Origin of the sequence: Mesorhizobium shonense (assembly GCF_040545255.1) — a bacterium.
GTDB classification, from domain to species: Bacteria; Pseudomonadota; Alphaproteobacteria; order Rhizobiales; family Rhizobiaceae; genus Mesorhizobium; species Mesorhizobium shonense.
Genome location: NZ_JBEPLM010000005.1, coordinates 277458 through 299019 on the forward strand (window position 1 = coordinate 277458; position 21562 = coordinate 299019).

At 64.5% G+C, this 21562-nt stretch carries 20 protein-coding genes; 12 read left to right on the forward strand and 8 right to left on the reverse strand.

The window, feature by feature from the left end:
* Window positions 1-145: 145 nt before the first annotated feature.
* Window positions 146-922, reverse strand: coding sequence for a FadR/GntR family transcriptional regulator (locus ABID26_RS16010; RefSeq protein ID WP_126099172.1), 777 nt, complete (start codon window positions 920-922; stop codon window positions 146-148).
* Window positions 923-1022: 100 nt separating this feature from the next.
* Window positions 1023-1919 carry an NAD-dependent epimerase/dehydratase family protein gene (locus ABID26_RS16015; RefSeq protein WP_292339944.1) on the reverse strand — a complete coding sequence of 299 codons (897 nt, stop codon included), beginning with the start codon at window positions 1917-1919 and terminating at the stop codon, window positions 1023-1025.
* A gap of 158 nt (window positions 1920-2077) precedes the next feature.
* Between ABID26_RS16015 and ABID26_RS16020 the strand changes: the two genes are divergently transcribed.
* The gene (locus tag ABID26_RS16020; RefSeq protein WP_354415944.1) at window positions 2078-3016 is read left to right on the forward strand and encodes an NAD(P)-dependent oxidoreductase; all 939 of its coding nucleotides are present in this window, start codon (window positions 2078-2080) and stop codon (window positions 3014-3016) included.
* Between the two features lie 24 nt (window positions 3017-3040).
* Here the strand turns inward: ABID26_RS16020 and ABID26_RS16025 are convergent, their stop codons facing one another.
* Both ABID26_RS16025 and ABID26_RS16030 read right to left on the reverse strand, forming a co-directional pair.
* Entirely contained in the window at window positions 3041-3805 is a 765-nt protein-coding gene (locus ABID26_RS16025) for a FadR/GntR family transcriptional regulator (protein ID WP_126099170.1), read from the reverse strand.
* 168 nt (window positions 3806-3973) lie between these two features.
* Entirely contained in the window at window positions 3974-4963 is a 990-nt protein-coding gene (locus tag ABID26_RS16030; protein ID WP_126099169.1) for a sugar-binding protein, read from the reverse strand.
* 455 nt (window positions 4964-5418) lie between these two features.
* Here ABID26_RS16030 and ABID26_RS16035 point away from each other — a divergent pair, with 455 nt between their 5' ends.
* From ABID26_RS16035 to ABID26_RS16085, 11 genes are all read left to right on the forward strand, one after another.
* Window positions 5419-6162, forward strand: a complete 744-nt coding sequence (locus ABID26_RS16035) for an ATP-binding cassette domain-containing protein (protein WP_126099168.1) — start codon at window positions 5419-5421, stop codon at window positions 6160-6162.
* A 49-nt stretch (window positions 6163-6211) separates the two neighbouring features.
* The gene (locus ABID26_RS16040) at window positions 6212-7210 is read left to right on the forward strand and encodes an ABC transporter permease (protein WP_126099167.1); all 999 of its coding nucleotides are present in this window, start codon (window positions 6212-6214) and stop codon (window positions 7208-7210) included.
* 309 nt (window positions 7211-7519) lie between these two features.
* Window positions 7520-8347 carry a helix-turn-helix domain-containing protein gene (locus ABID26_RS16045; protein WP_354415945.1) on the forward strand — a complete coding sequence of 276 codons (828 nt, stop codon included), beginning with the start codon at window positions 7520-7522 and terminating at the stop codon, window positions 8345-8347.
* A 258-nt stretch (window positions 8348-8605) separates the two neighbouring features.
* Complete coding sequence (locus tag ABID26_RS16050; protein ID WP_292371235.1) at window positions 8606-9049, forward strand: SRPBCC family protein; 444 nt, start codon at window positions 8606-8608, stop codon at window positions 9047-9049.
* Window positions 9050-9060: 11 nt separating this feature from the next.
* Window positions 9061-9855, forward strand: coding sequence for an FAD binding domain-containing protein (locus ABID26_RS16055; protein WP_354415946.1), 795 nt, complete (start codon window positions 9061-9063; stop codon window positions 9853-9855).
* A gap of 59 nt (window positions 9856-9914) precedes the next feature.
* Entirely contained in the window at window positions 9915-10397 is a 483-nt protein-coding gene (locus tag ABID26_RS16060; protein ID WP_354415947.1) for a (2Fe-2S)-binding protein, read from the forward strand.
* Between the two features lie 9 nt (window positions 10398-10406).
* Window positions 10407-11774, forward strand: coding sequence for a xanthine dehydrogenase family protein molybdopterin-binding subunit (locus tag ABID26_RS16065; RefSeq protein ID WP_354415948.1), 1368 nt, complete (start codon window positions 10407-10409; stop codon window positions 11772-11774).
* 1 nt (window position 11775) lies between these two features.
* A complete protein-coding gene (locus ABID26_RS16070) occupies window positions 11776-12780 on the forward strand; it encodes a xanthine dehydrogenase family protein molybdopterin-binding subunit (RefSeq protein WP_126099161.1) in 1005 nt (334 codons plus the stop codon).
* Between the two features lie 8 nt (window positions 12781-12788).
* Window positions 12789-13670, forward strand: a complete 882-nt coding sequence (locus tag ABID26_RS16075) for an AAA family ATPase (RefSeq protein WP_354415949.1) — start codon at window positions 12789-12791, stop codon at window positions 13668-13670.
* Window positions 13671-13896: 226 nt separating this feature from the next.
* Window positions 13897-15033, forward strand: a complete 1137-nt coding sequence (locus ABID26_RS16080) for a vWA domain-containing protein (RefSeq protein WP_354415950.1) — start codon at window positions 13897-13899, stop codon at window positions 15031-15033.
* On the forward strand, window positions 15033-15920 hold the full coding sequence (locus ABID26_RS16085) for an amidohydrolase family protein (protein ID WP_354415951.1): 888 nt from the start codon (window positions 15033-15035) through the stop codon (window positions 15918-15920). Before ABID26_RS16080 ends, ABID26_RS16085 begins: the two co-directional genes overlap by 1 nt.
* Window positions 15921-16088: 168 nt before the next feature.
* Here ABID26_RS16085 and ABID26_RS16090 read toward each other — a convergent pair whose 3' ends face one another.
* The 4 genes from ABID26_RS16090 to ABID26_RS16105 form a co-directional block, all read right to left on the reverse strand.
* Window positions 16089-16496 carry a carboxymuconolactone decarboxylase family protein gene (locus ABID26_RS16090; RefSeq protein ID WP_354415952.1) on the reverse strand — a complete coding sequence of 136 codons (408 nt, stop codon included), beginning with the start codon at window positions 16494-16496 and terminating at the stop codon, window positions 16089-16091.
* Between the two features lie 385 nt (window positions 16497-16881).
* Complete coding sequence (locus ABID26_RS16095; protein WP_354415953.1) at window positions 16882-18378, reverse strand: sugar ABC transporter ATP-binding protein; 1497 nt, start codon at window positions 18376-18378, stop codon at window positions 16882-16884.
* Complete coding sequence (locus ABID26_RS16100; protein WP_354415954.1) at window positions 18378-19433, reverse strand: SMP-30/gluconolactonase/LRE family protein; 1056 nt, start codon at window positions 19431-19433, stop codon at window positions 18378-18380. The genes ABID26_RS16095 and ABID26_RS16100 overlap by 1 nt, the downstream gene beginning before the upstream one ends.
* Window positions 19430-21553 (reverse strand): ABC transporter permease, encoded by a 2124-nt coding sequence (locus tag ABID26_RS16105; protein WP_354415955.1) that lies wholly within the window; start codon window positions 21551-21553, stop codon window positions 19430-19432. The genes ABID26_RS16100 and ABID26_RS16105 overlap by 4 nt, the downstream gene beginning before the upstream one ends.
* Window positions 21554-21562: the final 9 nt, after the last annotated feature.

Sequence of the window (21562 nt, forward strand, 5' to 3'; positions counted from 1 at the left end):
GCCGGCCGTAGCCTTCATAGAGCGGAGACACTTATGACGGCTTTGGCCGGCGAAGGCCGGAGCGGAGCGTACTTTAAGTACGTGAGCACCGGAAGCGCAGGAAGGCGCCGTTCGCAGGCCGGCCTCACCTGAATGTCAGCAGGCCTTAGCGCGAGCGGATGACGTCGTCGGTATTGGCAAGCAGCTTGCGCACGGCATTGCGCGCCGCATCCGGCCGCTGCAGCCGGATGTTCTTCTCGATCGCTTCGTGCAGTTTCTGGGCGTGCTGCAGATCGTCCAATTCGCGTGTCGTGTAGGCGAAGAGATGGTCGAAGGCGGATTCGATGAGGACGCCGAGCGGCACCAGCAGGTCGTTGCCCGAGGCCCTAAGGATGGCGAGATGGAAGCGCGTGTCGGCGCGGGTGCGCTCCTGCAGGTTGGTCGCCTCGCCCATTTCGCGGCAGGCCTGGCTGATCTCGGCCATCTGCTCATCGGTGCGCCGCATTGCGGCAAAAGCCGTCGCTTCCGGTTCGATGATGTGGCGGAACTCCTGCACCGTCCGCAGGAAGACTTCACGATCCGGCGACGTCGCGTACCAGGCGAGCACATCGCGGTCGAGCAGGTTCCAGCGCTCTTTCGGCTCCACCCAGCTGCCGATCTTGGGTCGCGACGCCAGAAGGCTCTTGGCCATCAGCATCTTGATCGCCTCGCGCACCGCCGAGCGGCTGACGTCGAAGGTTTCCGACCATTTCGCCTCGTTGGGCAGGATGGTACCCGGCGGATAGTCGCCGCGCACGATCCGAAGGCCGATTTCGCTGGCTAAAGAGGTATGCACGCTGGCGCCAGGGATGCGCGGCGCATTGGGCCGGCGAGTACCGGCCGGGCGCTCGGCGGATGCCGCTGTCGTTGGCCTATTTTCGTTGTTCGGCTTCGCGTTCCGCATATATCCACAAAGTCCGGTTTTCAGAAGCTGTCAAGCACGGCAAACCAGCTTTACCGCAAAGCGCGCGGATGTGCACAGCTCAGCCAGCGTTTGTCTCCTCTCATGCCGTCTTGACGTATTTGCGCCAGCTATGCTCGGGCCGGAAGCCCAGCACCTCCCTCGCCTTGCGGTTCGACAGCAGCGTCTCGAATTCGCCGAGCTCGGCTTTCACAGGCACGCCGGGATAAAACCGCTTCAGGAGCTCGGCCGTCGGCAGGTCGGACGAGGTGTCGTCATTGGCCGCGTTGAACACCTGGTAGCCGAGCCCGTCCTTCTCGATCGCGCGCAAGGTGATCTGGCCGAGATCGCGGGCGTCGATGTAGCTCCAGGCGATACGCTTGCGGAAACCCGGATCGGCGAACCATTTCGGGAACAGCGCATATTCATGCGGCTCGATGACGTTACCGATGCGCAGCGCATAGACGTCGAAGCCGCTGCGCAGCGCGAAGGCGCGCGCGGTCTTCTCGTTGACGATCTTCGACAGCGCATAGCTGTCCATCGGGTCGACGTCATAATCCTCATCGAGAGGGAAATGGGTCGGATTGCGCGGCTCGTTGGCAAAGACCAGGCCGTAGGTCGTTTCGCTGGAAGCGACGATCACCTTGCGGATGCCGAGCTTCACCGCCGCTTCGATGACGTTGTAGGTCCCCATCGCGTTGATGCGGAACACCTCGTTGTCGGGCGTGATCATGATGCGCGGGATGGCGGCGAAATGCACCACGGCATCGACCGGCTGCGCCCGCAGCGACGGGTCGAACTCGTGCAGCCCCGCATAGCTCGACAGCGCGTTGAACACCTGGCCGCTGTCGGTAATGTCGGTGATTAAAGTGCGCACCTTCGGGTTGTCGAGCGGCCTGGTGTCGATGTTGAGCACCTGGCAGCCATGTTCGACCAGATACTGCACGACATGACGGCCGGCCTTGCCGCTGCCGCCGGTGAACATGATCCGCTTCGTCATTTTACTCTCCACATTGCTCGGGAATTCTGTGTATTGTCAGACAATATGGCGCTCCGCAATCGCCTGCCAACGGCGATCCGCGAAAACCTTCTCCAGCAATCGCTCGCCGGCCGGCCGCGCCGGCCCCGATCATCAGACAAAGACAGGGACGAAACGACATGACCACCACCGCTGCCCGCGAGAACATCGGTTTCATCGGTCTCGGGCTGATGGGGCACGGCATCGCCAAGAACATCGTCGACAAAGGTTATCCGCTCACCTTTCTCGGCCGCAAGAACCGCAAGCCGGCGGAGGATCTGCTTGGCCGCGGTGCCAAGGAAGCGGCGACCTCGCGCGAGGTGGCGGCGGCGTCCGACATCGTCTTCATTTGCGTCACCGGCTCACGCGAGGTGGAAGCGATCATCCGTGGAGCCGGCGGCCTCAAGGAAGGCTTGAAGAAGGGCTCGGTCGTCATCGACTGCTCGACATCAGACCCGACGTCGACCATGGCTTTAGCCGCCGAACTCAACGCGCTTGGTATTGATTATGTTGACGCTCCCCTCAGCCGCACGCCGAAGGAGGCCTGGGAAGGCACGCTCGACGCCATGGTCGGCGCGCCCGATGCGGTGTTCGCACGTGTGAAGCCTGTTATCGAGACCTGGGCCGGGCGCATCGTCCATATCGGCGACACCGGCGACGGCCACCGCATGAAATTGCTCAACAACTTCATTTCGCTGGGCTACGCGGCGATCTACTCCGAAGCTCTCGCCCTGGCGCAGAAGGTCGGCATCTCGCCGCCGCGCTTCGACAGCGTGATCCGCAACGGCCGCATGGATTGCGGCTTCTACCAGACCTTCATGCGCTGGACGCTGGACGGCGACCGCGACGCGCACAAATTCTCCATCGCCAATGCCTTCAAGGATCTGACCTATCTGGAATCGATGGCGGGCGCCGCCGGCATTGCCAATCCGCTCGGCAACGCTACCAAGAACTCGTTCGCGACCGCCTTTGCCGCTGGGCCGGCCGAGCAGTATGTGCCGATGCTGGCCACGCATATCGGCAAGCTCAACGGTGTCGACCTGATGCCGTCGAAGGACGGGGTTAAGCAGAAGATTTGACAGCCATCGGCGCGAGTTCCCTTCTCAGCGCCGCGACAGCTCGATCACCTCGTCGGTGTTGGCGAGCAGCTTGTGCACCGCGCTCCTGGTGGCCGCCGGGCGCCGCAGGCGGATGTTCCGCTCGATCGCCTCGTGCAGGGATTGGGCCCGCCGCTGGTCGCTGTGCTCGCGCGTGACGAAGACGAAGAGATGGTCGAGCGCTGATTCGATCAGCACGCCGAGCGGCACCAGCAGCTCGTTGCCGGAAGCCCGCAGGATGGCGAGGTGAAACCGTGTGTCGGCGCGCGTGCGCTCCTGGATATGCGTCGCTTCGCCCATCTCGCGGCAGGCCTGGCTGATCTCGACCATCTGCTCGTCAGAGCGCCGCATCGCCGCGAAGGCGGCCGCCTCCGGTTCGATGATGTGGCGGAACTCCTGCACCGTCCTCAGGAACACCTCGCGGTCGGGCGAGGTCGCGTACCAGGCGAGCACGTCCCGGTCGAGCAGGTTCCAGCGCTCTCGCGGCTCGACCCAACTGCCGATCTTCGGCCGCGACGCCAGCAGGCTCTTGGCCATCAGCATCTTGATGGCCTCGCGCACCGCCGATCGGCTGACGTTGAAGGTTTGCGACCACTTGGCTTCATTGGGCAGGATGGTGCCGGGCGGATAGTCGCCGCGTACGATCCTGAGGCCGATCTCGCCGGCGAGCGATGCATGCACGCTGAGACCGGAGATCCGCGTCGCCTCAGGCCCGCGTATGACGACCGCCGCTGGCTCGGCTAAGCGCTTCGCTGACTTTTCCCGTGGCATCCGCGTTCGGTGCCTCCTGTCGCGAGCTCCAAGACGCCCGCAAAACTCTGCCGGACAAGAAAATTCTGGGCGCGGAAAAGTCTTGGCCCGCCACCCCGGCAAGGCCGCGTCCATGATCCTGGCGAAAAGTGGAGGGGCGCCCTTCGAAGGGCGCCCCGGGATGGAAGCCTACTTCTGGATGCAGGTGTCGACCGTGTCCTTGGTGCATTCGTCGAGACCGGTGAAGACCGGATCGTCGACCTTCTTGCCTTCGATCAGGTCGATCATCACTGACGGCGCCTTGTAGCCCATCTCGAACGGGCGCTGGCCGACCAGAGCCGTCACCAGGCCATCCTTGGCGATAGCCACTTCGTCGCCGATCGTGTCGGCGGCGCCGATGACGAATTCGTTCTTGGCGATCTTGTCTGCCATCGGCTTGAACAGGTCGCGGTAAGGCTGCGGCGCGCCGAACAGCGGCCAGCCACCCTCGATTGCGAAAGCATCGAGCTTGGGATTGGCGGCAAGGATGTCGGTCATCGCCTGCACGCCCTTGGCGCCGTCGTCATTGGTGAACACCGGGCATCCCGCCACCTCGGTCCAGCCGCCCTCGCCGGCAAGCGCCGCAAGGCCTTCCTTGCCGCTGAGCGCATCGCGCGTGCCCTGGGCGCGGCGCAGGATGTTGTCGGCTGCGGGGTTGCCTTCGATCAGGCAGACCGTGCCGCCGTTCGGCTTGGCCTTCTTGATGTACTCACCGATCTTGTGACCCATCAGATAGTTGTCGGTGCCGAGATAGGTCTTGCGCAGCGCTGCGTCTTCCTTGGCAAGGTCGGCGTCAACGGTCATGATCGGGATCGACGGATTGGCGCTCTTGATCGTCTGCGCGATCAGCGGCGCGTTGGATGGCGAGATCGCCATTGCCACTGTGTCGGGCTTGCTCAGCATGTCCTGGACGATCTGGGCTTCGCCCGCCTCGTCGGAGGTCGACGCCGGGCCCGTATAGAAGCATTCATATTCCGAGCTGGCGTTTTCCTTGTTCCACTTCTCGCAGCCCTGATGGATGGCTTCGAAGAACGGGTTGTCGAGACCCTTGACGACAATGACGAGCTGTTTCTTGGCCAAAGCCGGCCCGGCGCTCAACGCCATGGCGGCGACGGCGGCGAGCAAAAGTGATTTCCTCATATCAGTCCTCCCTTGAAAACAGACGGACACGACGTGCCCGCCACACCAACCGACCTGGACGCAAGGACACGGGAATTGCCTCGAACGTTCGTGTCTTAAGCCGGGCCGATAAGCATTTGCCGATCCGTTCCAGGCCGAATGAACACTGGCATCGCCGGATCTTAACCGATCCTTGCCCACCGCCTCCGCCGAGCAGCGATTTGCGAGGGCAAGTTCTTCCTCCGACGCTAGCTAATATCGGCTCGGCGCCAACGTCAATTCCTATTTGTCCTACAAAACGGATTTTTCGACGAGTTCCGAAATTAATCGTCCGACAGTTGATTGACGCCCATGCGGGTTTTGCCTAAATGAACCGATCGCACCCGCTCGGGAGGAGTTGGAGGTGCGAGGCCCAGGCGGCGCCGGCATCGATGATGGCGGCACTCGCGGGACGCAAACGGGGAGGCTTAAGGCTGGTGTCGGTTCTCGAACTCGCCAACATTTCGAAGCATTTCGGCGCCATCCAGGCGGTGAACGACGTTTCGATCACGCTGGAAGCTGGCGAGGTCGTCGGCCTGATGGGCGACAACGGCGCCGGCAAGTCGACGCTGGTCAAGATGATCGCCGGCAACTTCCGCCCGAGCCACGGCACGATGCGCATGGACGACAAGGAGCTGATCCTGCACAAGCCGGCGGAAGCCCGCCAGCACGGCATCGAGATCGTCCACCAGGACCTGGCGCTCTGCAACAATCTGACGGCCGCCGCCAATGTCTATCTCGGCCGGGAACTCCGCCGCGGCGTCGGCCCATTCCGCATCCTCGACTATGCCGCGATGTACAAGCGCGCCGGCCAGCTCTTCGCCGAGTTGAAATCCGAGACGCGGCCGCGCGACCTCGTCAAGCAGATGTCGGGCGGCCAGCGCCAGGCCGTGGCCATCGCTCGCACCATGCTGTCGCAGGCCAAGATCGTGCTGATGGACGAGCCGACGGCGGCGATCTCGGTCAGGCAGGTCGCCGAAGTGCTGAACCTGATCCGCCATCTGCGTGATCAGGGTATCGCCGTCGTGCTGATCAGCCACCGCATGCCCGACGTCTTCGACGTCGCCGACCGCGTCATCGTCATGCGGCGCGGCAGGAAGGTCGCAGACAAGAAAATCGCCTCGAGTTCGCCGGAGGAGGTCACCGGGCTGATCACTGGCGCCATCGAGCAGCTAGCATAACGGCGCCTGTGGCACCTAAGCGTTTCACCGCCGGCAAGAAAGGTCGATAATGGCAGTCACCCTTGACCAGACGATCGCGCAGAAGCAGCACACTTTTCTATCGCGGCTTTTTGCCAGCCAGACCTTCTGGGTGGTGATCGCGGTCATCCTCGCCTGCCTGTTCCTGTCCTTTGCCACCGACGCCTTCGCCACGCAGAAGAACCTCTACAACATCACCCGCAACATTACCTTCGTCGCCATCGTGGCGCTCGGCATGACCTTCGTCATCATCACCGGCGGCATCGACCTTTCGGTCGGCTCGGTGCTCTGCCTGTGCTCGATGGTGCTGGCCGTTACAATGCATGCCGGCTATTCGATCGAGGTCGGCATCCTGGCCACGATCGTCACCGCGCTCGCCATCGGCGCTTTCAACGGTGTCCTCATCGCCTATCTCGACTTCCCGCCCTTCGTGGTGACGCTCGGCATGCTGTCGGTCGCCCGCAGCCTCGCCATGGTCGCCTCCAATAACACCGTCGTCTTCCAGTTCGGACCGGACCACGACAAGCTGCTCGCGCTGGGCGGCGGCGCCTGGCTGTTCGGCATCGCCAACCCGGTTCTCTACATGATCCTTCTGGCGCTGATCACCGGCTTCATCCTGCGCTGGACCAAGTTCGGCCGGCACATCTTCGCCATCGGCGGCAATGAGCATGCGGCGACGCTGACCGGCGTGCCTGTGCGCCAGATCAAGGTCGCCGTCTACATGATCTCGGCGCTTTCGGCGGGTCTCGCCGGCATCATTGAGACCGGCTGGCTGGGCGCGGTCACCACCAACATCGGCACCGGAATGGAGCTGCAGGTGATCGCCGCCACCGTCATCGGCGGCGCCAACCTCGCAGGCGGCGTCGGCACGGCCTTCGGCGCCATCGTCGGCGCCGCGCTGATCGAGGTGATCCGCAACAGCCTCGGCCTGCTCGGCATCAACGCCTTCTGGCAAGGCACCTTCATCGGCGGCGCCATCCTGCTCGCCGTGCTGTTCGATCGCATCCGCAACTTCCGGCGCAGCGACTGAGACGCAACCTTCCCTTCTCCCCTTGTGGGAGAAGGTGGATCGGCGCGATAGCGCCGAGACGGATGAGGGGTGTTCCAGCGGAGTGAGACGCTGGTGTTCCCTGGAGCACCCCTCATCCGTCGCCTTCGGCGACACCTTCTCCCACAAGGGGAGAAGGGGGCGCTCCTATCGCCAAGTCTGAAAATCCGCCCGGGCGGGGCGATGCGAAGCGACCATCATTCCGCCATGCCTTGACGCGGGCCGGAGGCCGGTCGCACAATCCCCTGGCAGGCGAAGGGAGGCCAGTCGCCTGCGGGAGGAACTATACCCATGACGGACGCGATCAGGCTCTATTGGGGCCGGTTCGGACATGTCTCTGTCCTGAATGTCGCCAACGACTTCGTCACCCACGCCCATGGCGAGGCGCATCTCATCATCTGGCTGGAAGGCACCGCCGGGGAAATGACCATCGGCCGCGAGACTGTGCGGCTCGGGCCTGCCACTGCCGCCGGCATCAACTCCTTCCAGCCGCACAGCCACGCGCTTTCCCGCGACGGCAAGCCCGGCCTTTTCCTCGCCTTCTACATCGATCCCGACTGGGCACGCCGGCGCCGCGACCTACCCTCGTCGGCGCCGCTGTTTACGCAGGCGGCAATCGTCCTGGAGCCGTGGCTGCATCAGGCAGCGGCGAACCTGCTCGATCACTTGGCCGACAATGAGAGCATCGACGACGTTGCAAACTACGAGATCGAGCGCTTTATCGACAGCGTGCTCGACGCCGCCGATGCCTCGGCGCCCCAGGCGGCACGCGCTCGCATCAACACGATGCTCGATTTCCGCGTCCGCAAGGCGATCCAGCTGATGAAGGCCAATGTCTGCGAGCGCATTTCCTTCGACGACGTGGCCCGCTCCGTGGGCCTCTCCCGGCCGCATTTCTTCGCGCTGTTCAAGGAACAGACCAACCTGACTCCGAATGTTTACTGGAACACGCTGCGGATGGAGGAAGCCGTGCGCCAGCTGCAGTGGTCGCAGGAGCCGCTGATCTCGGTCGCCTGCAATCTCGGCTTCACCACCCAGGGCAATTTCTCGCGCTTCTTCCGCGATCATGTCGGCGTGCCGCCGACGCTCTACCGCGAGGCGGCGAGGGCGATGTCCTGAGCCGGCGCCCGGCTTATCTTGCAAGGCTATTTTCAGACTGCCTGAGCGGCCTAAAGCGCGTCGCGATCTTTCAGATTCGCTCCGTGCGCTTTAGGTATTGAATTTACGCATGTCTTTGTCCCGAAACCGGTCCCACTTTCGGGACATGCTTTGAGGCCGCTCTTTTTCAGACTGATTGATACGCGCTCAAGACGCATTGATAAGCGCCGGCGCACCGACCGCCCTAGCCTCTTGTCATCTTTGCAAGGGAACGAGCTTATGGCGAAAGTCACCATTTCCAGCGTCATCGACGCGCCGGTCGAGCAGGTCTGGGCCCGCATCCGCGACTTCAACGGTCTGCCGAGCTGGCACCCGCGCATGGTGGAAAGCCACATCGAGGACGGCAAGGACGCCGCCGCGATCGGCTGCGTGCGCAACTTCCAATTGGTCAGCGGCGCGCGGCTGCGCGAAAAACTGCTCGACTTCTCGGACGAGAATTTCCTGGTCAGCTACTCGATCCTCGAAACCCCGCAGCCGCTCACCAACCACAAGGCGACGCTGCAATTGCGTCGCGTCACCGACGGCAACCGCACCTATGCCGAATGGAGCGCGAGCTTCGACGCCGCGCCCGAGGAAGCCGATAAGCTGGCCGAAGGCATGGGCGCCAATGTCTTCCAGGGCGGCTTCAACGCCCTGAAGGGCCATTTCGCCGGCCAGGGCTAAGGGAGCAGGCCATGTCGCTTGCGCTGCAGACCTTCTCGACCGTGAAAGACGCCAATACCGCGCTGCACGCATCGGGCACGCGTTACCTTGGAGGCGGCACGCTGGTCGTCCGTGCCGCCAATGAGGGCGACATCTCTGTCTCCAGCCTCGTGCGCGTCACCGAGCCAAGCCTGTCGCAAATCACCGTTTCCGGCGGCAGGGCCCGGCTCGGCGCTTCCGTCACCATGGCGGCGATCGCCCGTCATCCCGAGCTTGCCGCGCTCGCGCCGGCGGCGCGCGCGGTCGGTGGGCCGGCGATCCGCAACATGGCGACCGTCGGCGGCAATCTGTTCGCGCCCGCCCCTTACGGCGACTTCGCCGTGGCGCTGCTGGCGCTGGACGCCGCGGTTGCCACCGAGGCCGGCGAGATGCCGATCGAGACCTTCCTGGCCGGCCGCGACACCAGCAGCGCCATCGTCACCGCCGTCGGCTTTTCGCCGCCAAAGGCGGAAAGCTTCCGCTTCCTCAAAGTGTCGCGGGTCAAACCGAAGGGTGTCTCGGTGCTGAGCATCGCGGCGTTCTTGCAGAGCGCGGCCGACGGTACGGTAACCTCCGCGCGTATCACGCTGGGCTGCATGGCCGATCGCCCGATGCGCGCCCACGCCGCCGAGAAGGCGTTGCTTGGCTGCAAGCTCAGGGCTGACGAGATCGCACCGGCGCTGGCTGCCGCTGGCGAAGGTATTGCGCCGATCACCGATCCGATCGCCAGCGCCTGGTATCGCACCGAGGTCCTGCCGGTCCATCTCGGTCGGCTGCTGCTGAGTTAACCACCGTTGGGGGATGCGCGTCTGTCCGGTCATCCGGGCAGGCGCGCTGGGAGGAAAAAATGGCAAAGGTCCCGGTTCAGTTCACGCTCAACGGCTCGGAAAAGGCTGAATTCGTCGAAAGCGGCACCACGCTGCTCCACGCGCTGCGCGACAAGATCGGTGACACCTCGCCGAAAGGTGGCTGCCACCAGGGCACCTGCGGCGCCTGCTCCGTCGTCATCGATGGCGAACTGAGGCTCTCCTGTCTGACGCTGGCCGAGACCTGCAATGGCGCCGATATCAAGACCACCGCCGGCCTTGCCGAGGGCGGCGTGCTGCATCCGCTGCAGCGCGCCTTCCTCGATGCCTTCGCCACGCAATGCGGCTTCTGCACGCCCGGAATGATCATGGCCGCGAAGGTGCTGCTCGACCGCACGCCGAACCCGAGCCGCGAGGATGTGGTCGAGGCGCTGTCCGGCAACATCTGCCGCTGCACCGGCTACGAGCCGATCATCCAGGCGGTGCTGACCGCCGCGCGCGCCAACTCGCAGAACGCCGCCTGAGGAACAGCCATGGAACTGCGCAAGGACTATTTCGCCGACATCCGCAAGGACGGCCTCCACGAGATCGGCCAGCCGCGGCCTCGGCTCGATTCCCCCGGGCACGTCACCGGGAAGACCGCCTATTTCGCCGACCGCAATTTTCCCGGTATGCTGCATCTGAAAATGGTGCGCAGCCCGCACCACCACGCCCGCATCCGCTCGATCGACACTTCCGAAGCGGAAAGGCATCCGGGCGTTGTGCGCGTGCTGACCGCCAAGGACGTGCCGCACAACGTCTACACCATCCTGATCCTGATCCAGATCGGTCCCGAGGACGAAACGGTGCTTGCCGACGGCAAGGTGCGCTGGAAGGGCGAGGCCGTGGTGGCGGTGCTGGCCGAAACCGAACGCGCGGCGCAGGAGGCAGCCGCCAAGGTCAAGGTCGACTACGAGGTGCTGCCGGCCGTCTTTGACATGGAGGAAGCGCTGAAGCCCGGCGCACCGCTCGTGAACGAATATCACGGCCAAAACTACTATCTCTACGACAGCGGCGAGTGCCGCAAGGTGCGCTTCGGCGATGTCGAGGCCGGTTTCGCTCAGGCCGACCATATCCTGGAGCAAAGCTACCAGTCCTCGCCGATCGAGCATGCGCCGACCGAAACGACCGGCTGCGTGGTGGCGCCCGAGGGCAACGACCGCTTCACCTGCTACACCAACACGCAGGCGATGTTCTTCACCCTCGACAACACCTCGATCATCCTGCAGATGCCGGGCTCGAAGCTGCATTTCGTCGGCGGCACGGTCGGCGGCGGCTTCGGCGGCAAGGTCGACGTCATCGTCGAGCCGATCGCCATCCTCGGGGCCAAGCTAACCGGACGCCCGGTCTGTTTTATCTACAGCCGCGAGGAAGAGATGCAGATCTCCTCGCCACGCGCGGCCGAAAAAGTCGTCATCAAGGACGGCGTGATGAAGGACGGCCGCATCGTCGCGCGCAAGGTGACCGGCTACACCGATGCCGGCGCCTATTCGCGCCATTCGCCCTATGGCGCGCAGAAGGGCGCCGCGCACTATCCCGGCCCCTACACGATCCCCAATGTCTGGATCGACACCTACTGCGTCTACACCAACCGCACCCCTTCGTCGGCCATGCGCGGCTTCGGCGTCACCATCGGCGATTTCGCGCTGGAGGTGCAGATGGACAAGCTGGCGCGGCTGATCGGCATGGACCCACTCGAGTTCCGCTTCATCAATGCCTACCGCGACGGCGACATGAAGGCGCATCGCCAGCCGACCGAGGGCGCAGCGCTGATCGAGTGCATGCAGGAAGCCTCGCGCGCCGCCAACTGGCCGGTGGCGGAAAAATACATGGCGATGTCCTCCTACAGGAAAGGAGCCTGAGATGGCGATCCGGCGTGGACGCGGCGTCGCCGCGATCAACTATCCGACCGGCATGAATCTCGGCGGAGACCCGACCCAGGCGCTGGTCCATTCGACGCCGACCGGCAATTTCATGGTCACGCTTTCCAGCGTCGATCTAGGCCAGGGCATGAAGCAGATCATGGCGCAGATCTGCGCCGAAACCATCGGCGTGCCGACCGACCGCGTCATCATCGACACCGCCGACACCGACACCGGCCCCCACTGCATGGGCACCTTCGCCTCGCGCGGCACGCACCGCGCCGGCAATGCCGTCATCCAAGCGGCCAAGGAAGCCCGCCAGGTGATGCTGGAAGTTGCGGCCGAGGAGCTGGAGGTAGACGCCTCCGACCTTGAGACCGATGGTGAGGGCAACATAGTGGTGAAGGGCGCGCCGCAGAAGTCGATCTCGATCTTCGATGTCGCGCTGTCGGCGCATTTCAAGCGCGGCCGGTCGATCTCCGGCCGCGGCATGTTCTTGATCCCGCGCTCTTATCCGGAGAAAGAGACCGGCGCGATGAAGCCCTCCACATGCTACGCCCATGCCTGCACGGTGGCCGAGGTCGAGGTCGACGACGAGACCGGCGAGGTGACGGTGCTCACCGTGAAGAACGTCTTCGAGATCGGCCGCGCGCTCAACCCGAAGATGGTCGAGCAGCAGCTTGTCGGCGGCTCCTGGATGGGCATCAGCCACGCGCTCTACGAGACCACTGAGCCCTATTATCCGAGCCGCGACCATGGCGGCACCGACTTCAACCAGTATCTGATGCCGGGGCCTGGCGACCTTGCCGAGACCGAGATCATCGTGCTGGAGCGGCCCTCGGCCGACGGGCCGTTCGGCGCCAAGGGCCCGGGCGAGATGTGCGCCAACCCGCAGATCCCGGCCGTCGCCAACGCCGTCTTCGACGCCGTCGGCGTGCGCATCGACACGTTGCCGATCACGCCCGAACGCATCCTGCGCGCGCTGAAGGCGCAGGCCACGGGCTGAGCAAGAAGATGACTGGCGCCGATGCAGAGCAGGTTGCGGCTTCGCCGGAGGCGGTCGCGGCGCGCCTCGCCGCTTCGCGCTACCTGGCCGACGACAGCCTTGCGACCGCGATCTTCCTGGCGATCCGCTTGGGCAAGCCGCTGTTGCTCGAAGGCGCGCCCGGTGTCGGCAAGACCGAAGCGGCCAAGGCGGTCGCCGAACTGCTCGGCCGCGAGCTGGTGCGCCTGCAATGCTATGAAGGCATCGATGCCGCGCATGCGCTCTACGAATGGAACTACCAGCGCCAGTTGCTCGCCATCCGCCACGCCGGCGAGCACGAGATCGACATTTATGACGACCGCTTCCTGGTCGCGCGGCCGCTGCTGCAGGTGCTGCGCGCACCGGAGCAACGCGTACTGCTGGTCGACGAGATCGACCGTTCGGATCACGAGTTCGAGGCGCTGCTGCTCGAATTCCTCTCCGATTTCCAGATCAGCATTCCCGAGCGCGGCACGATCCGGGCTGCGACCCAGCCGATCGTCATCCTGACCTCCAACCGCACCCGCGAACTCGCCGAGGCGCTGCGCCGGCGCTGCGTCTACCACTGGATCGGCTATCCCGACGTCGCGCGCGAGGCCGAGATCATCATGCTGCGCTCAGGTGACGTCGCCGAGGCGACCGCGCGCGCGGTGGCGAAGGCCGTGCAGCAGATCCGCGCCCGTCCGCTGGCCAAGCCGCCAGGGATCGCCGAGGCCGTCGAATGGGCAAATGCCGCGACCATTCTCGAAAAAGGCGGCAGCCCGTGGCCGGAAGCCTTCCGCCGCGCCATTGGGGTGCTGATCAAGGACGAGGAGGATTTGTCGGCGATCGTGCCGGAGCTGGGGAGGATTGTCGAGGAGGCGCTGGCGTGATGAGCAATCGCAACGCGCTAGCGCGATACCCCAGGGTTAATGCGCGACGCTGGCGGGACAGCACCCCCCTCTGTCCTGCCGGACATCTCCCCCTCAAGGGGGGAGATCAGACGTCCTGCCGGCTTTCGCCAATCTTCAACGTCGCAGGATTGAGCGGAGCGCCCAAGCTGCCAATCTCCCCCCTAGAGGGGGAGATGTCCGGCAGGACAGAGGGGGGCGCGAAGGAATGATGCGTGGGGAAAGCTTGCCTCGTCCCACCATGCCCTTCCTCGGCTTTGCCCGGCTGCTGCGCCGTCACGCCTTCGCCATCGCGCCGGAACAGGTCATTGCCTTCATGCAGGCGGTTATGCTGCTTGGGCCACGCTCGATGAACGATATCCGCGAGGCGGCACTTGCGACGCTCGCACCCTCGCCTGACCGCCGCGGCGAATTCGAGGCGCATTTCCGCGCCTATTTCTACGGCGATGCCAAGCCTTCGGTCGCAGGCGATGAAGCCGACGAAACCCGCATCAAGGATGATCGCGGCACGCGCGAAGAAGAAAGCCAGGCCTTGCGCCAGGAGAAAGGCGGCGAACTATCCTCGGGGCTCGAGCAGTTGAGCAGCCGCGATTTTCCGCGCGATCCCGACGGCCTCGGCTCGTTCCGTCGCCGGCTCGCCTCCGCCCTCCCCGCCCGCCGTTCCTTCCGCACCGCGCGCACCCGCTCGCGCGGCACGCTCGACCTCAGGCGCTCGCTGAGCGAAATCGTCAGCGCCGATGGCGACATTCCCTCGCCGCTGCTGCGCCGCCGGCAGATCGTGCCGCGCAAGCTCTTGCTGCTCATCGATGTATCCGGCTCGATGAAGCTGCACACGGCCGACTACCTCAAGCTGGCGCACGCGGCGGTGCAAGGCGCTGACCGCGCCGAAGTCTTCACCTTCGGCACGCGGCTCACCCGCATCACCTCGGCGCTGCGCATCCGCGATTGCGGCCAGGCGCTGGCGCGCGCGGCAGCGCTGGTCGACGATTGGGACGGCGGCACCCGCATGGGGCCGACATTGCTTGCCTTCCTCTCGGTGCCGCGCTTCTCCGCCTTCGCGCGCGGCGCTGCGGTGGTGATCCTGTCGGACGCGCTGGAGCGCGGCGACCATTCCGATCTCGAAACCGCGATGCGGCGGCTCAGCGCCCGCGCCTTCCGGCTGTCGCTGGCGAGCCCGCTCGCCGGCGATCCGCGCTTCCGACCGGCCACCGCAGCGCTCCGCGCCATGCTGCCGGTGCTCGACGACCTGATCGACGGCTCGTCGCTGAAGAGCCTGACTGATTTCATCCTGTCGCTCGCCCGCCCTGCCCCGGCGGCCGAGACCATCTGGAAAAGGGTATCGTGATGCAGAAGGCCATCGACGCGCATTTCCACATCTGGCGCCAAAAGGACCAGCCCTGGCTGGTCGGGCCGATGGTGCCGCGCATCTTCGGTCCTTACGAGCCGATCCGCCGAGATTATCCGATCACGGAATTTCTCGACGACCAGAAAGGCTCCGGCGTCGAGAAGGCCGTCTACGTCCAGACCAACTGGGCCAAGGAGGATTTCGAGAAGGAGGTCGCCTTCCTGCAGAAAACCGCGGAGGAGACCGGCTGGCCGCATGCGATTGTCGGGTATGCCGACATGACGGTCGACGACGTTCGGCCGCAGATCGACCGGCTGATGAAATACAAGCTGCTGCGCGGCGTGCGCATGCAGCTCCACTGGCACGAGACGCCAGCCTTCCGCTTCGCCGCCTCGGCAGACCAGGTGATCGATCCCAAAGTGCGCGCCAATGTCGCGCGGCTGAAGGATTATGGCCTCTCCTTCGACCTGCAGCTTTTCCCGGCGCAGATGAAGGACGGGCTGACGCTGGTCGGCGAGAACCCGGAAACAAACTTCGTCCTCACCCATGCCGGCATGCTGACCGGCATGGAGCCGGAAACCGCTGAGGCCTGGAAGGCAGGCTTGCGCACGCTCTCGGCTGCGCCCAATTTTTACGCCAAGCTGTCGGGGCTCGGCACTTTCGTGCACCGCAACGATCCGGAACTGATCAGCTACATCGTCGACAACGCGATCGAAATCCTCGGCAGCGGCCGGCTGATGTTCGGCTCGAATTTCCCCATCGAGAAGCTCTGGACCACTCATGCCGAGTTGATCAAGGCGCATCGCGCGGCGGTGGCAAGACATGGCTCGAAGGCTGAGGCGGACATCTTCTGGAATACAGCCGAAAAGGTTTACCGGCCGGTGTAGGGCAGACCTCTCCTTCTCCCCTTGTGGGAGAAGGTGGATCGGCGCGCAGTGCCGAGACGGATGAGGGGTGCTCCAGGGGACGCCAGCGCCTCACTCCGCTGGAACACCCCTCATCCGTCGCCTTCGGCGACACCTTCTCCCGCAAGGGGAGAAGGGGGCGCCCGCTCCTCACTTCACCTCGAACTGCGGGTCGAGCGGGACCTGCATCGCCGTGACCAGATGATTGGTCTGCCCCGCCAGCCCGATTATCGAAACCAGCTCGCCGTACTGCGCATCGGTCATGCCCTTGGCGCGGGCGGCGGCTGTGTGCGAGTGGATGCAATAGGAACAGCCATTGGCGGTCGAGACGGCGATATAGATCATCTCCTTGGTCAGCGGATCGATTGCGCTGTCGGAGACCATAACCGCCTTGAGCTGTTCCCATACCCGCTTCAGCGCCGCCGGATCATTGGCAAGCCCGCGCCAGAAATTGTTGACGAAGTCGGACTTCCGGGTCGCGCGGATATCGTCGAACACGGCCTTCACCGCCGGGATTTTTTCGACCTCGGCATCGGTCAGAAGCTTTGTGGTGGCCATGGGCGTTTTCCTTTCAGTGAATTGATGGCGCCGGTCGTTGAACCAGACCTTCCAGAAATGGCGCTAACTGCCTTGGATGGCTTGGCAATTGATGCGCTGGCAAGAAATCGTGGAGCCGCCCCTCAGCTTCGTCATCCTAGGGCGGAGCAGCCGCGAAGCGGCGTCGCGAAGACCCTAGGATCCATTCCGTGACCTCAGCCACGGAGTGCGGCGGAGCAAAAATTCTGCACCGTTGCGGCACTCGAAAGTCTCGGCATGGATCCTCGGGTCTGCGCTGCGTCGCTACGCTCCTTGCTCCGCCCGTGGATGACGAAATGACAGGCGCCTCGGCTAGTCTCCGCAATGTTCGATCCAACGGTGCGATCATCTGCCGTCGCCTCGCCATCTAATGCACCGCCGCGTACATTATCTTCTCCTCCGTCGCCTCCGCCGGCGAGAACTCTTCCACTATGCGGCCCTGGCGGCAGACGAGAATGCGGTCGGAAAGGTTCATGATCTCAGGCAGGTAGGACGAGATGACGACGACAGCGAGCCCTTCATCGGCCAGCCGGTTGATGATCTGGTGGATCTCGGCGATGGCGCCGACATCGACGCCGCGCGTCGGCTCGTCGAGGATGACGATGCGCGGTTTCTGTACCAGCCCCTTGCCGATCACTACTTTCTGCTGGTTGCCGCCCGAAAGCTCGACCACGCGGGCATTATCGTTGATCGCCCGGATGTTGAGCGTCTTCGTCCACTCGGCCGAAAGCTGCCGCATCTCCTGCTGGTTGATCACCCAGGCCTTTTCGCGCCCGGCCGCCAGCAGTCCGCCGAACAGGTTGTCGGCGATGCCCATCGTCTCGAAAATGCCTTCGCTCTTGCGGTCCTCGGTGACATAGACGATGCCGTCGGCCACCGCCTCGGCCGGCACCAGGTAGCGCACCGGCCTGTCGTCGAGCTCGATCGCGCCGCCGCGCAGGAAATCGCGCTTGTAGATGCCCGACACGATCTTGAACGTCTCGGTGCGGCCGGAGCCGATCAATCCGAACACGCCGGTGATCTGCCCCTCGAAGATCGAGAAGGAATTGTTGCGCACGATGTTGCTCATCGAGATGTCTTGCACCGAGAGCACTTTCCGGCCCGCCTTGCGCAGCTTCGCCTCGTCGCGCTGGCGGTAGATCTGCCCCGACAGCGAGCGGCCGACCATGGCGGCGACGATCCTGTCGCGGTCGAAGCTTGACGTGTCGTCGGTGATCACCAGCTCGCCGTCGCGCAGGATGGTGATGCGGTCGGCGATCATCAGCGCTTCTTCCAACGCGTGGCTGATGAAGACGATCGAGACGCCGCGCGCCTTCAGCCGGCGGATCAGCGCGAAGAAATGGCGCTTCTCCTCCGGCGTCAGCGTCGCGGTCGGTTCGTCGAAGATGATGATCTCGGCATTGTGGTGAACGGCGCGCGCGATCTCGACCATCTGCCGCTTGGCGGCGCCAAGTGTGGCCACCATCGCGTTCGGATCGACGGGGAAATTCAAGGACTGGAGGAATTGCTGCGCCGAGATGTAGGTGCCGCGCAGTCGGTTGAGGAATTTTTCCGTGCCGAGATAGAGGTTCTGCGCCACCGTCATCGACGGCACCAGGCTGGTCTCCTGGAACACCATGGCGATGCCGGCTTCGAGCGCGGCATGCGGCGAGGCGTAAGTCCTCTCGACGCCCTTGTGGAACATCTTGCCCGAAGTCGCGTCGACGACGCCGGCGATGATCTTGGTCAGCGTCGACTTGCCGGCGCCATTCTCGCCGAGCAGCGCGTGGATCTCACCCTTCCTCAGATCGAACGTGACGTTCTTCACCGCCGGCACGCCGCGATAGGTTTTCGTCACGTTCTCCAGCCGCACGATCGGGTCCATCAGAAACCTCCCGCGATCGCATCGAGCGCCAGCACACAGTCGCCGCCCTTCGAGGCGACGAACAGGCGGCCGCCCTTTTCGGCCACGCTGCAGATGCCGTGGCGCGTCCCGTTGGCGCGGCTGTGCAGGCTGAACAGCGGCTGCATGTTTTTATCGAGCCTGGCCACCAGCCCGTAGGAGCGGCTGGGCGACCACGGCTTGTGGATGCCCATGGTGCGGATGCCGCCGCATTGCAGCGGTTCGAGGAAGCTGCGGTTGGAAGCGAGCGCCGGCGCGATCCAGTAGGCCGGCGGCACCTGGCCGATCATGTCCTCGCGGTAGCGCTTCTCCTGCAGAACGAATTCGATCAGCCGGTTGCGCGGCGCGAACAACGCCAGCCATGCCCCGCCATCGCCGGACGGCGACAGCCGCGCAGGATAGCCGGGCAGATGCGTCAATACCGTGGAACGATTGCCGGTCGCGCCATCGAAGCGGACGAGTTGATGGCGCCAGCTTTCACTGACCAGCACATCGCCGCCGATCGGACGGAGCCCGTACGGGAAGGCAATGTCGCCGGCGATCATTTCGAAGCCAATGCCTCCCGGTCCGCACCGCCACAGCGAGCCCGACGCGCCCTTCTTCATCAGGTCGGCGGCCCATTGGGACGGCGCATGTTCGTCCGAGCCGTTGGCCAGCCACAGGGTGCCGTCGTCTGCATAGGCAAGCGCCGTGATGCAGCGCACATCGGCCGGAAGCGAAACCTCCCGGCCTGCGAGCAGCAGCTTGCCGCTTTCCAGCCCGATCGTAAGCTCGCCTGACGGCGAAAGCGCAAGCGCTGTCACCGGCGATTGAAAATGCTCGACCACAGCAGGTTCGGCCGTTGAGCCTATCGAATAGATCGCATTGCCGCTCGATGCGAGCAGCCTTTCGCCGTCGACGAGCAGGTTGTCGGGCTCCGAAAGCGTGGCGAATACCGGCTCGTCATCGAGCTTCGTGTTGGGCCGGAAAGCGCCGTCGAGCGGCGGGATCGTCACAGCCTTGCCGCGGAAGACATCAAGCACCCGATCGAGGATCATGGTTTTGCCCCCCAATAGGAGTCAGGGCTGGTCCAGTTAGGGTCGGCGCCCTCGATCCTGTAGCGGCCGACGCGGTTGTTGAGGATGCCGCCGACGAAGAGATATCCCTTGTGCTCGCGCATCGAGGTGACCATCGGATGCGCGGCGCCGGAGAGATCGCCGAGCGTCTCGACGATGCCGCCCTTCTCGTTGAACTTCACCACGCCGCCGGTGTTGATGTTTGGAAACAGCCATTCGTCCTGCGGCAGGCGCCGCGTCATGCGCTTGCGCATGTCGGGATGGCGCAGCGACAGGTCGAAGCTCGGCGTGCGCATGCCGAGCCAGGCCATCCAGTAATTGCCGTCCGAGGCCCTGTTGATGTTGTCGGGATAGCCCGGCATGTCGCGGATGACGCATTCGGCGGTGCCGGCCTTCGGCCCCTCCAGCCAGTAGCGGTGCACGCGGCAGGCCCAGCTTTCGGCGAAGAACAGCGACTTGCCGTCATGCGCCATGCACACGCCGTTGGTGTAGCGATAGCCGTCGAGCAGCGTCTTCGTCGAGCCGTCCTTCGGATCGAAGACCAGCAGGCGGCCTGTGGCGCGGTTCTCGATCGAGTCCAGCGCCCAATCGTGGGCGTCGTAGCGCTTGGTCGAGTCCGTGAAATAGATGCGGCCGTCCGGCGCGATGTCGCAATCGTTGGGATCGCGCAGCCGCGCGTCGTCGACGATCGATGTCCAGGAGCGCGCCGTCTCCGCCGACAGCCGCTTCACCTCGCGCTCGGGCGAGACCGAGTAAAGCCCCATCGCGCCGACGCAGCTGATCAGATTGCCTTCTCTGTCGAAGGCGAGCCCGAGCGGGAAGCCGCCGATATGCGCAAAAACCTCGGAACGCTTGTAGTCCGGCGCGAAGAAGCGGACGATCTCGCCGTGGCGGGTGCCGCAATAGAGATGGTCGTCGTAGTCGAGGATGACGTCTTCCGGCCCTTCCAGCTCGCCAAGCCCGATGTGGTCGGCCTCGGACAGGCGGTTGTCGAGCTCGTAGAGCGTGCCGGAGCCGGGTGCGGCCGACTGCGTCTCACCCATGCTGAGGTAGACCGGCGCGACATAGACCTCGTTCAGCACCTTGTGGCGGTTCTTCAGCCAGCGGATGTCGATGGTGACGGCGGCCGCCAGCAGGATGCCCAGCACCATCTGGTTGGTGCCGGTGCCGTAGCCCAGCCGGATCAGTCCGTTGGTCATGGTGAGCACGATGATCGCGCCCATCAGGCCCTTGACCACCGAGCCGCGGCCGCCGCCGAGGCTGACGCCGCCGACCACCGCCGCCGTCAGCGCCATGATTTCCAGGTTGAGGCCGGTGCCGGGTCCGGCGCCGCTCAGGCGGCAGGCGATGAGGAAGCCGCCGATCGAGCAGCAGAAACCCGAAAAGACATAGGTCATGAAGACCGTGCGGCGCACGCGGATGCCGGCATTGTGGGCCGAGCGGCGTGAGCCACCCACCGCCAGCACGTGCCATCCGGGCCGCGAGCGTGTCAGTGCGATATGGGTGACGATCGCCAGGATGATCGCCAGCCACACCGAGACCGAGAGCCCCCAGAATGTGCCGTCGCCGATGAAGTCGAGCACATCGGAGGAGGCCTGAGACAACTGCACGTCGGCGGCGTAGGTGCTGACCAGGATGTCGAACAGCGCTCGCCCGAAGATGAAGGTGACCAGCGTGGTCAGGAAGGCGCGCAGCCTCAGATAGCCGACGAGGTAACCGTTGATGGCGCCGAAGACGAGGCCTGTGGCCAATGCAGCGACCAGCGCCAGCCAGACCGACTGTTCGAGGATGAAGAAGACATAGACGGCCGAGAAGCAGGACAGCGCGAAGATCGAGCCGACCGAAAGATCGATGCCGCCGCCCAGCATCACCATGGTCATGCCGACGACGACAAGGGAGAACTCGCCGAGCTGGCGGGTCGATCCCTGCAGCGAGGTGAGCTTGAAGAAACCCGGAATGATCGAACCGAAGACGCCGAGCGTCGCCACCAGCGCCAGAAAGGGAATGGCGTTGTCGGTCCAGCGCTTGGTCAGGATCTCGCCGACCAGATGGTCGGGCACGAGATTGTAGCGCCAGGCCTGGAGGCGTTCACGAAAAGTCATCGGCTGCTG

Bases quoted from the DNA above. Each gene is read 5' to 3' on its own strand.
- ABID26_RS16010 (WP_126099172.1), bottom strand. From the start codon at position 922: ATGCGGAACGCGAAGCCGAACAACGAAAATAGGCCAACGACAGCGGCA.
- ABID26_RS16015 (WP_292339944.1), bottom strand. From the start codon at position 1,919: ATGACGAAGCGGATCATGTTCACCGGCGGCAGCGGCAAGGCCGGCCGT.
- ABID26_RS16020 (WP_354415944.1), top strand. From the start codon at position 2,078: ATGACCACCACCGCTGCCCGCGAGAACATCGGTTTCATCGGTCTCGGG.
- ABID26_RS16025 (WP_126099170.1), bottom strand. From the start codon at position 3,805: ATGCCACGGGAAAAGTCAGCGAAGCGCTTAGCCGAGCCAGCGGCGGTC.
- ABID26_RS16030 (WP_126099169.1), bottom strand. From the start codon at position 4,963: ATGAGGAAATCACTTTTGCTCGCCGCCGTCGCCGCCATGGCGTTGAGC.
- ABID26_RS16040 (WP_126099167.1), top strand. From the start codon at position 6,212: ATGGCAGTCACCCTTGACCAGACGATCGCGCAGAAGCAGCACACTTTT.
- ABID26_RS16045 (WP_354415945.1), top strand. From the start codon at position 7,520: ATGACGGACGCGATCAGGCTCTATTGGGGCCGGTTCGGACATGTCTCT.
- ABID26_RS16050 (WP_292371235.1), top strand. From the start codon at position 8,606: ATGGCGAAAGTCACCATTTCCAGCGTCATCGACGCGCCGGTCGAGCAG.
- ABID26_RS16055 (WP_354415946.1), top strand. From the start codon at position 9,061: ATGTCGCTTGCGCTGCAGACCTTCTCGACCGTGAAAGACGCCAATACC.
- ABID26_RS16060 (WP_354415947.1), top strand. From the start codon at position 9,915: ATGGCAAAGGTCCCGGTTCAGTTCACGCTCAACGGCTCGGAAAAGGCT.
- ABID26_RS16065 (WP_354415948.1), top strand. From the start codon at position 10,407: ATGGAACTGCGCAAGGACTATTTCGCCGACATCCGCAAGGACGGCCTC.
- ABID26_RS16070 (WP_126099161.1), top strand. From the start codon at position 11,776: ATGGCGATCCGGCGTGGACGCGGCGTCGCCGCGATCAACTATCCGACC.
- ABID26_RS16075 (WP_354415949.1), top strand. From the start codon at position 12,789: ATGACTGGCGCCGATGCAGAGCAGGTTGCGGCTTCGCCGGAGGCGGTC.
- ABID26_RS16080 (WP_354415950.1), top strand. From the start codon at position 13,897: ATGATGCGTGGGGAAAGCTTGCCTCGTCCCACCATGCCCTTCCTCGGC.
- ABID26_RS16085 (WP_354415951.1), top strand. From the start codon at position 15,033: ATGCAGAAGGCCATCGACGCGCATTTCCACATCTGGCGCCAAAAGGAC.
- ABID26_RS16090 (WP_354415952.1), bottom strand. From the start codon at position 16,496: ATGGCCACCACAAAGCTTCTGACCGATGCCGAGGTCGAAAAAATCCCG.
- ABID26_RS16095 (WP_354415953.1), bottom strand. From the start codon at position 18,378: ATGGACCCGATCGTGCGGCTGGAGAACGTGACGAAAACCTATCGCGGC.
- ABID26_RS16100 (WP_354415954.1), bottom strand. From the start codon at position 19,433: ATGATCCTCGATCGGGTGCTTGATGTCTTCCGCGGCAAGGCTGTGACG.
- ABID26_RS16105 (WP_354415955.1), bottom strand. From the start codon at position 21,553: ATGACTTTTCGTGAACGCCTCCAGGCCTGGCGCTACAATCTCGTGCCC.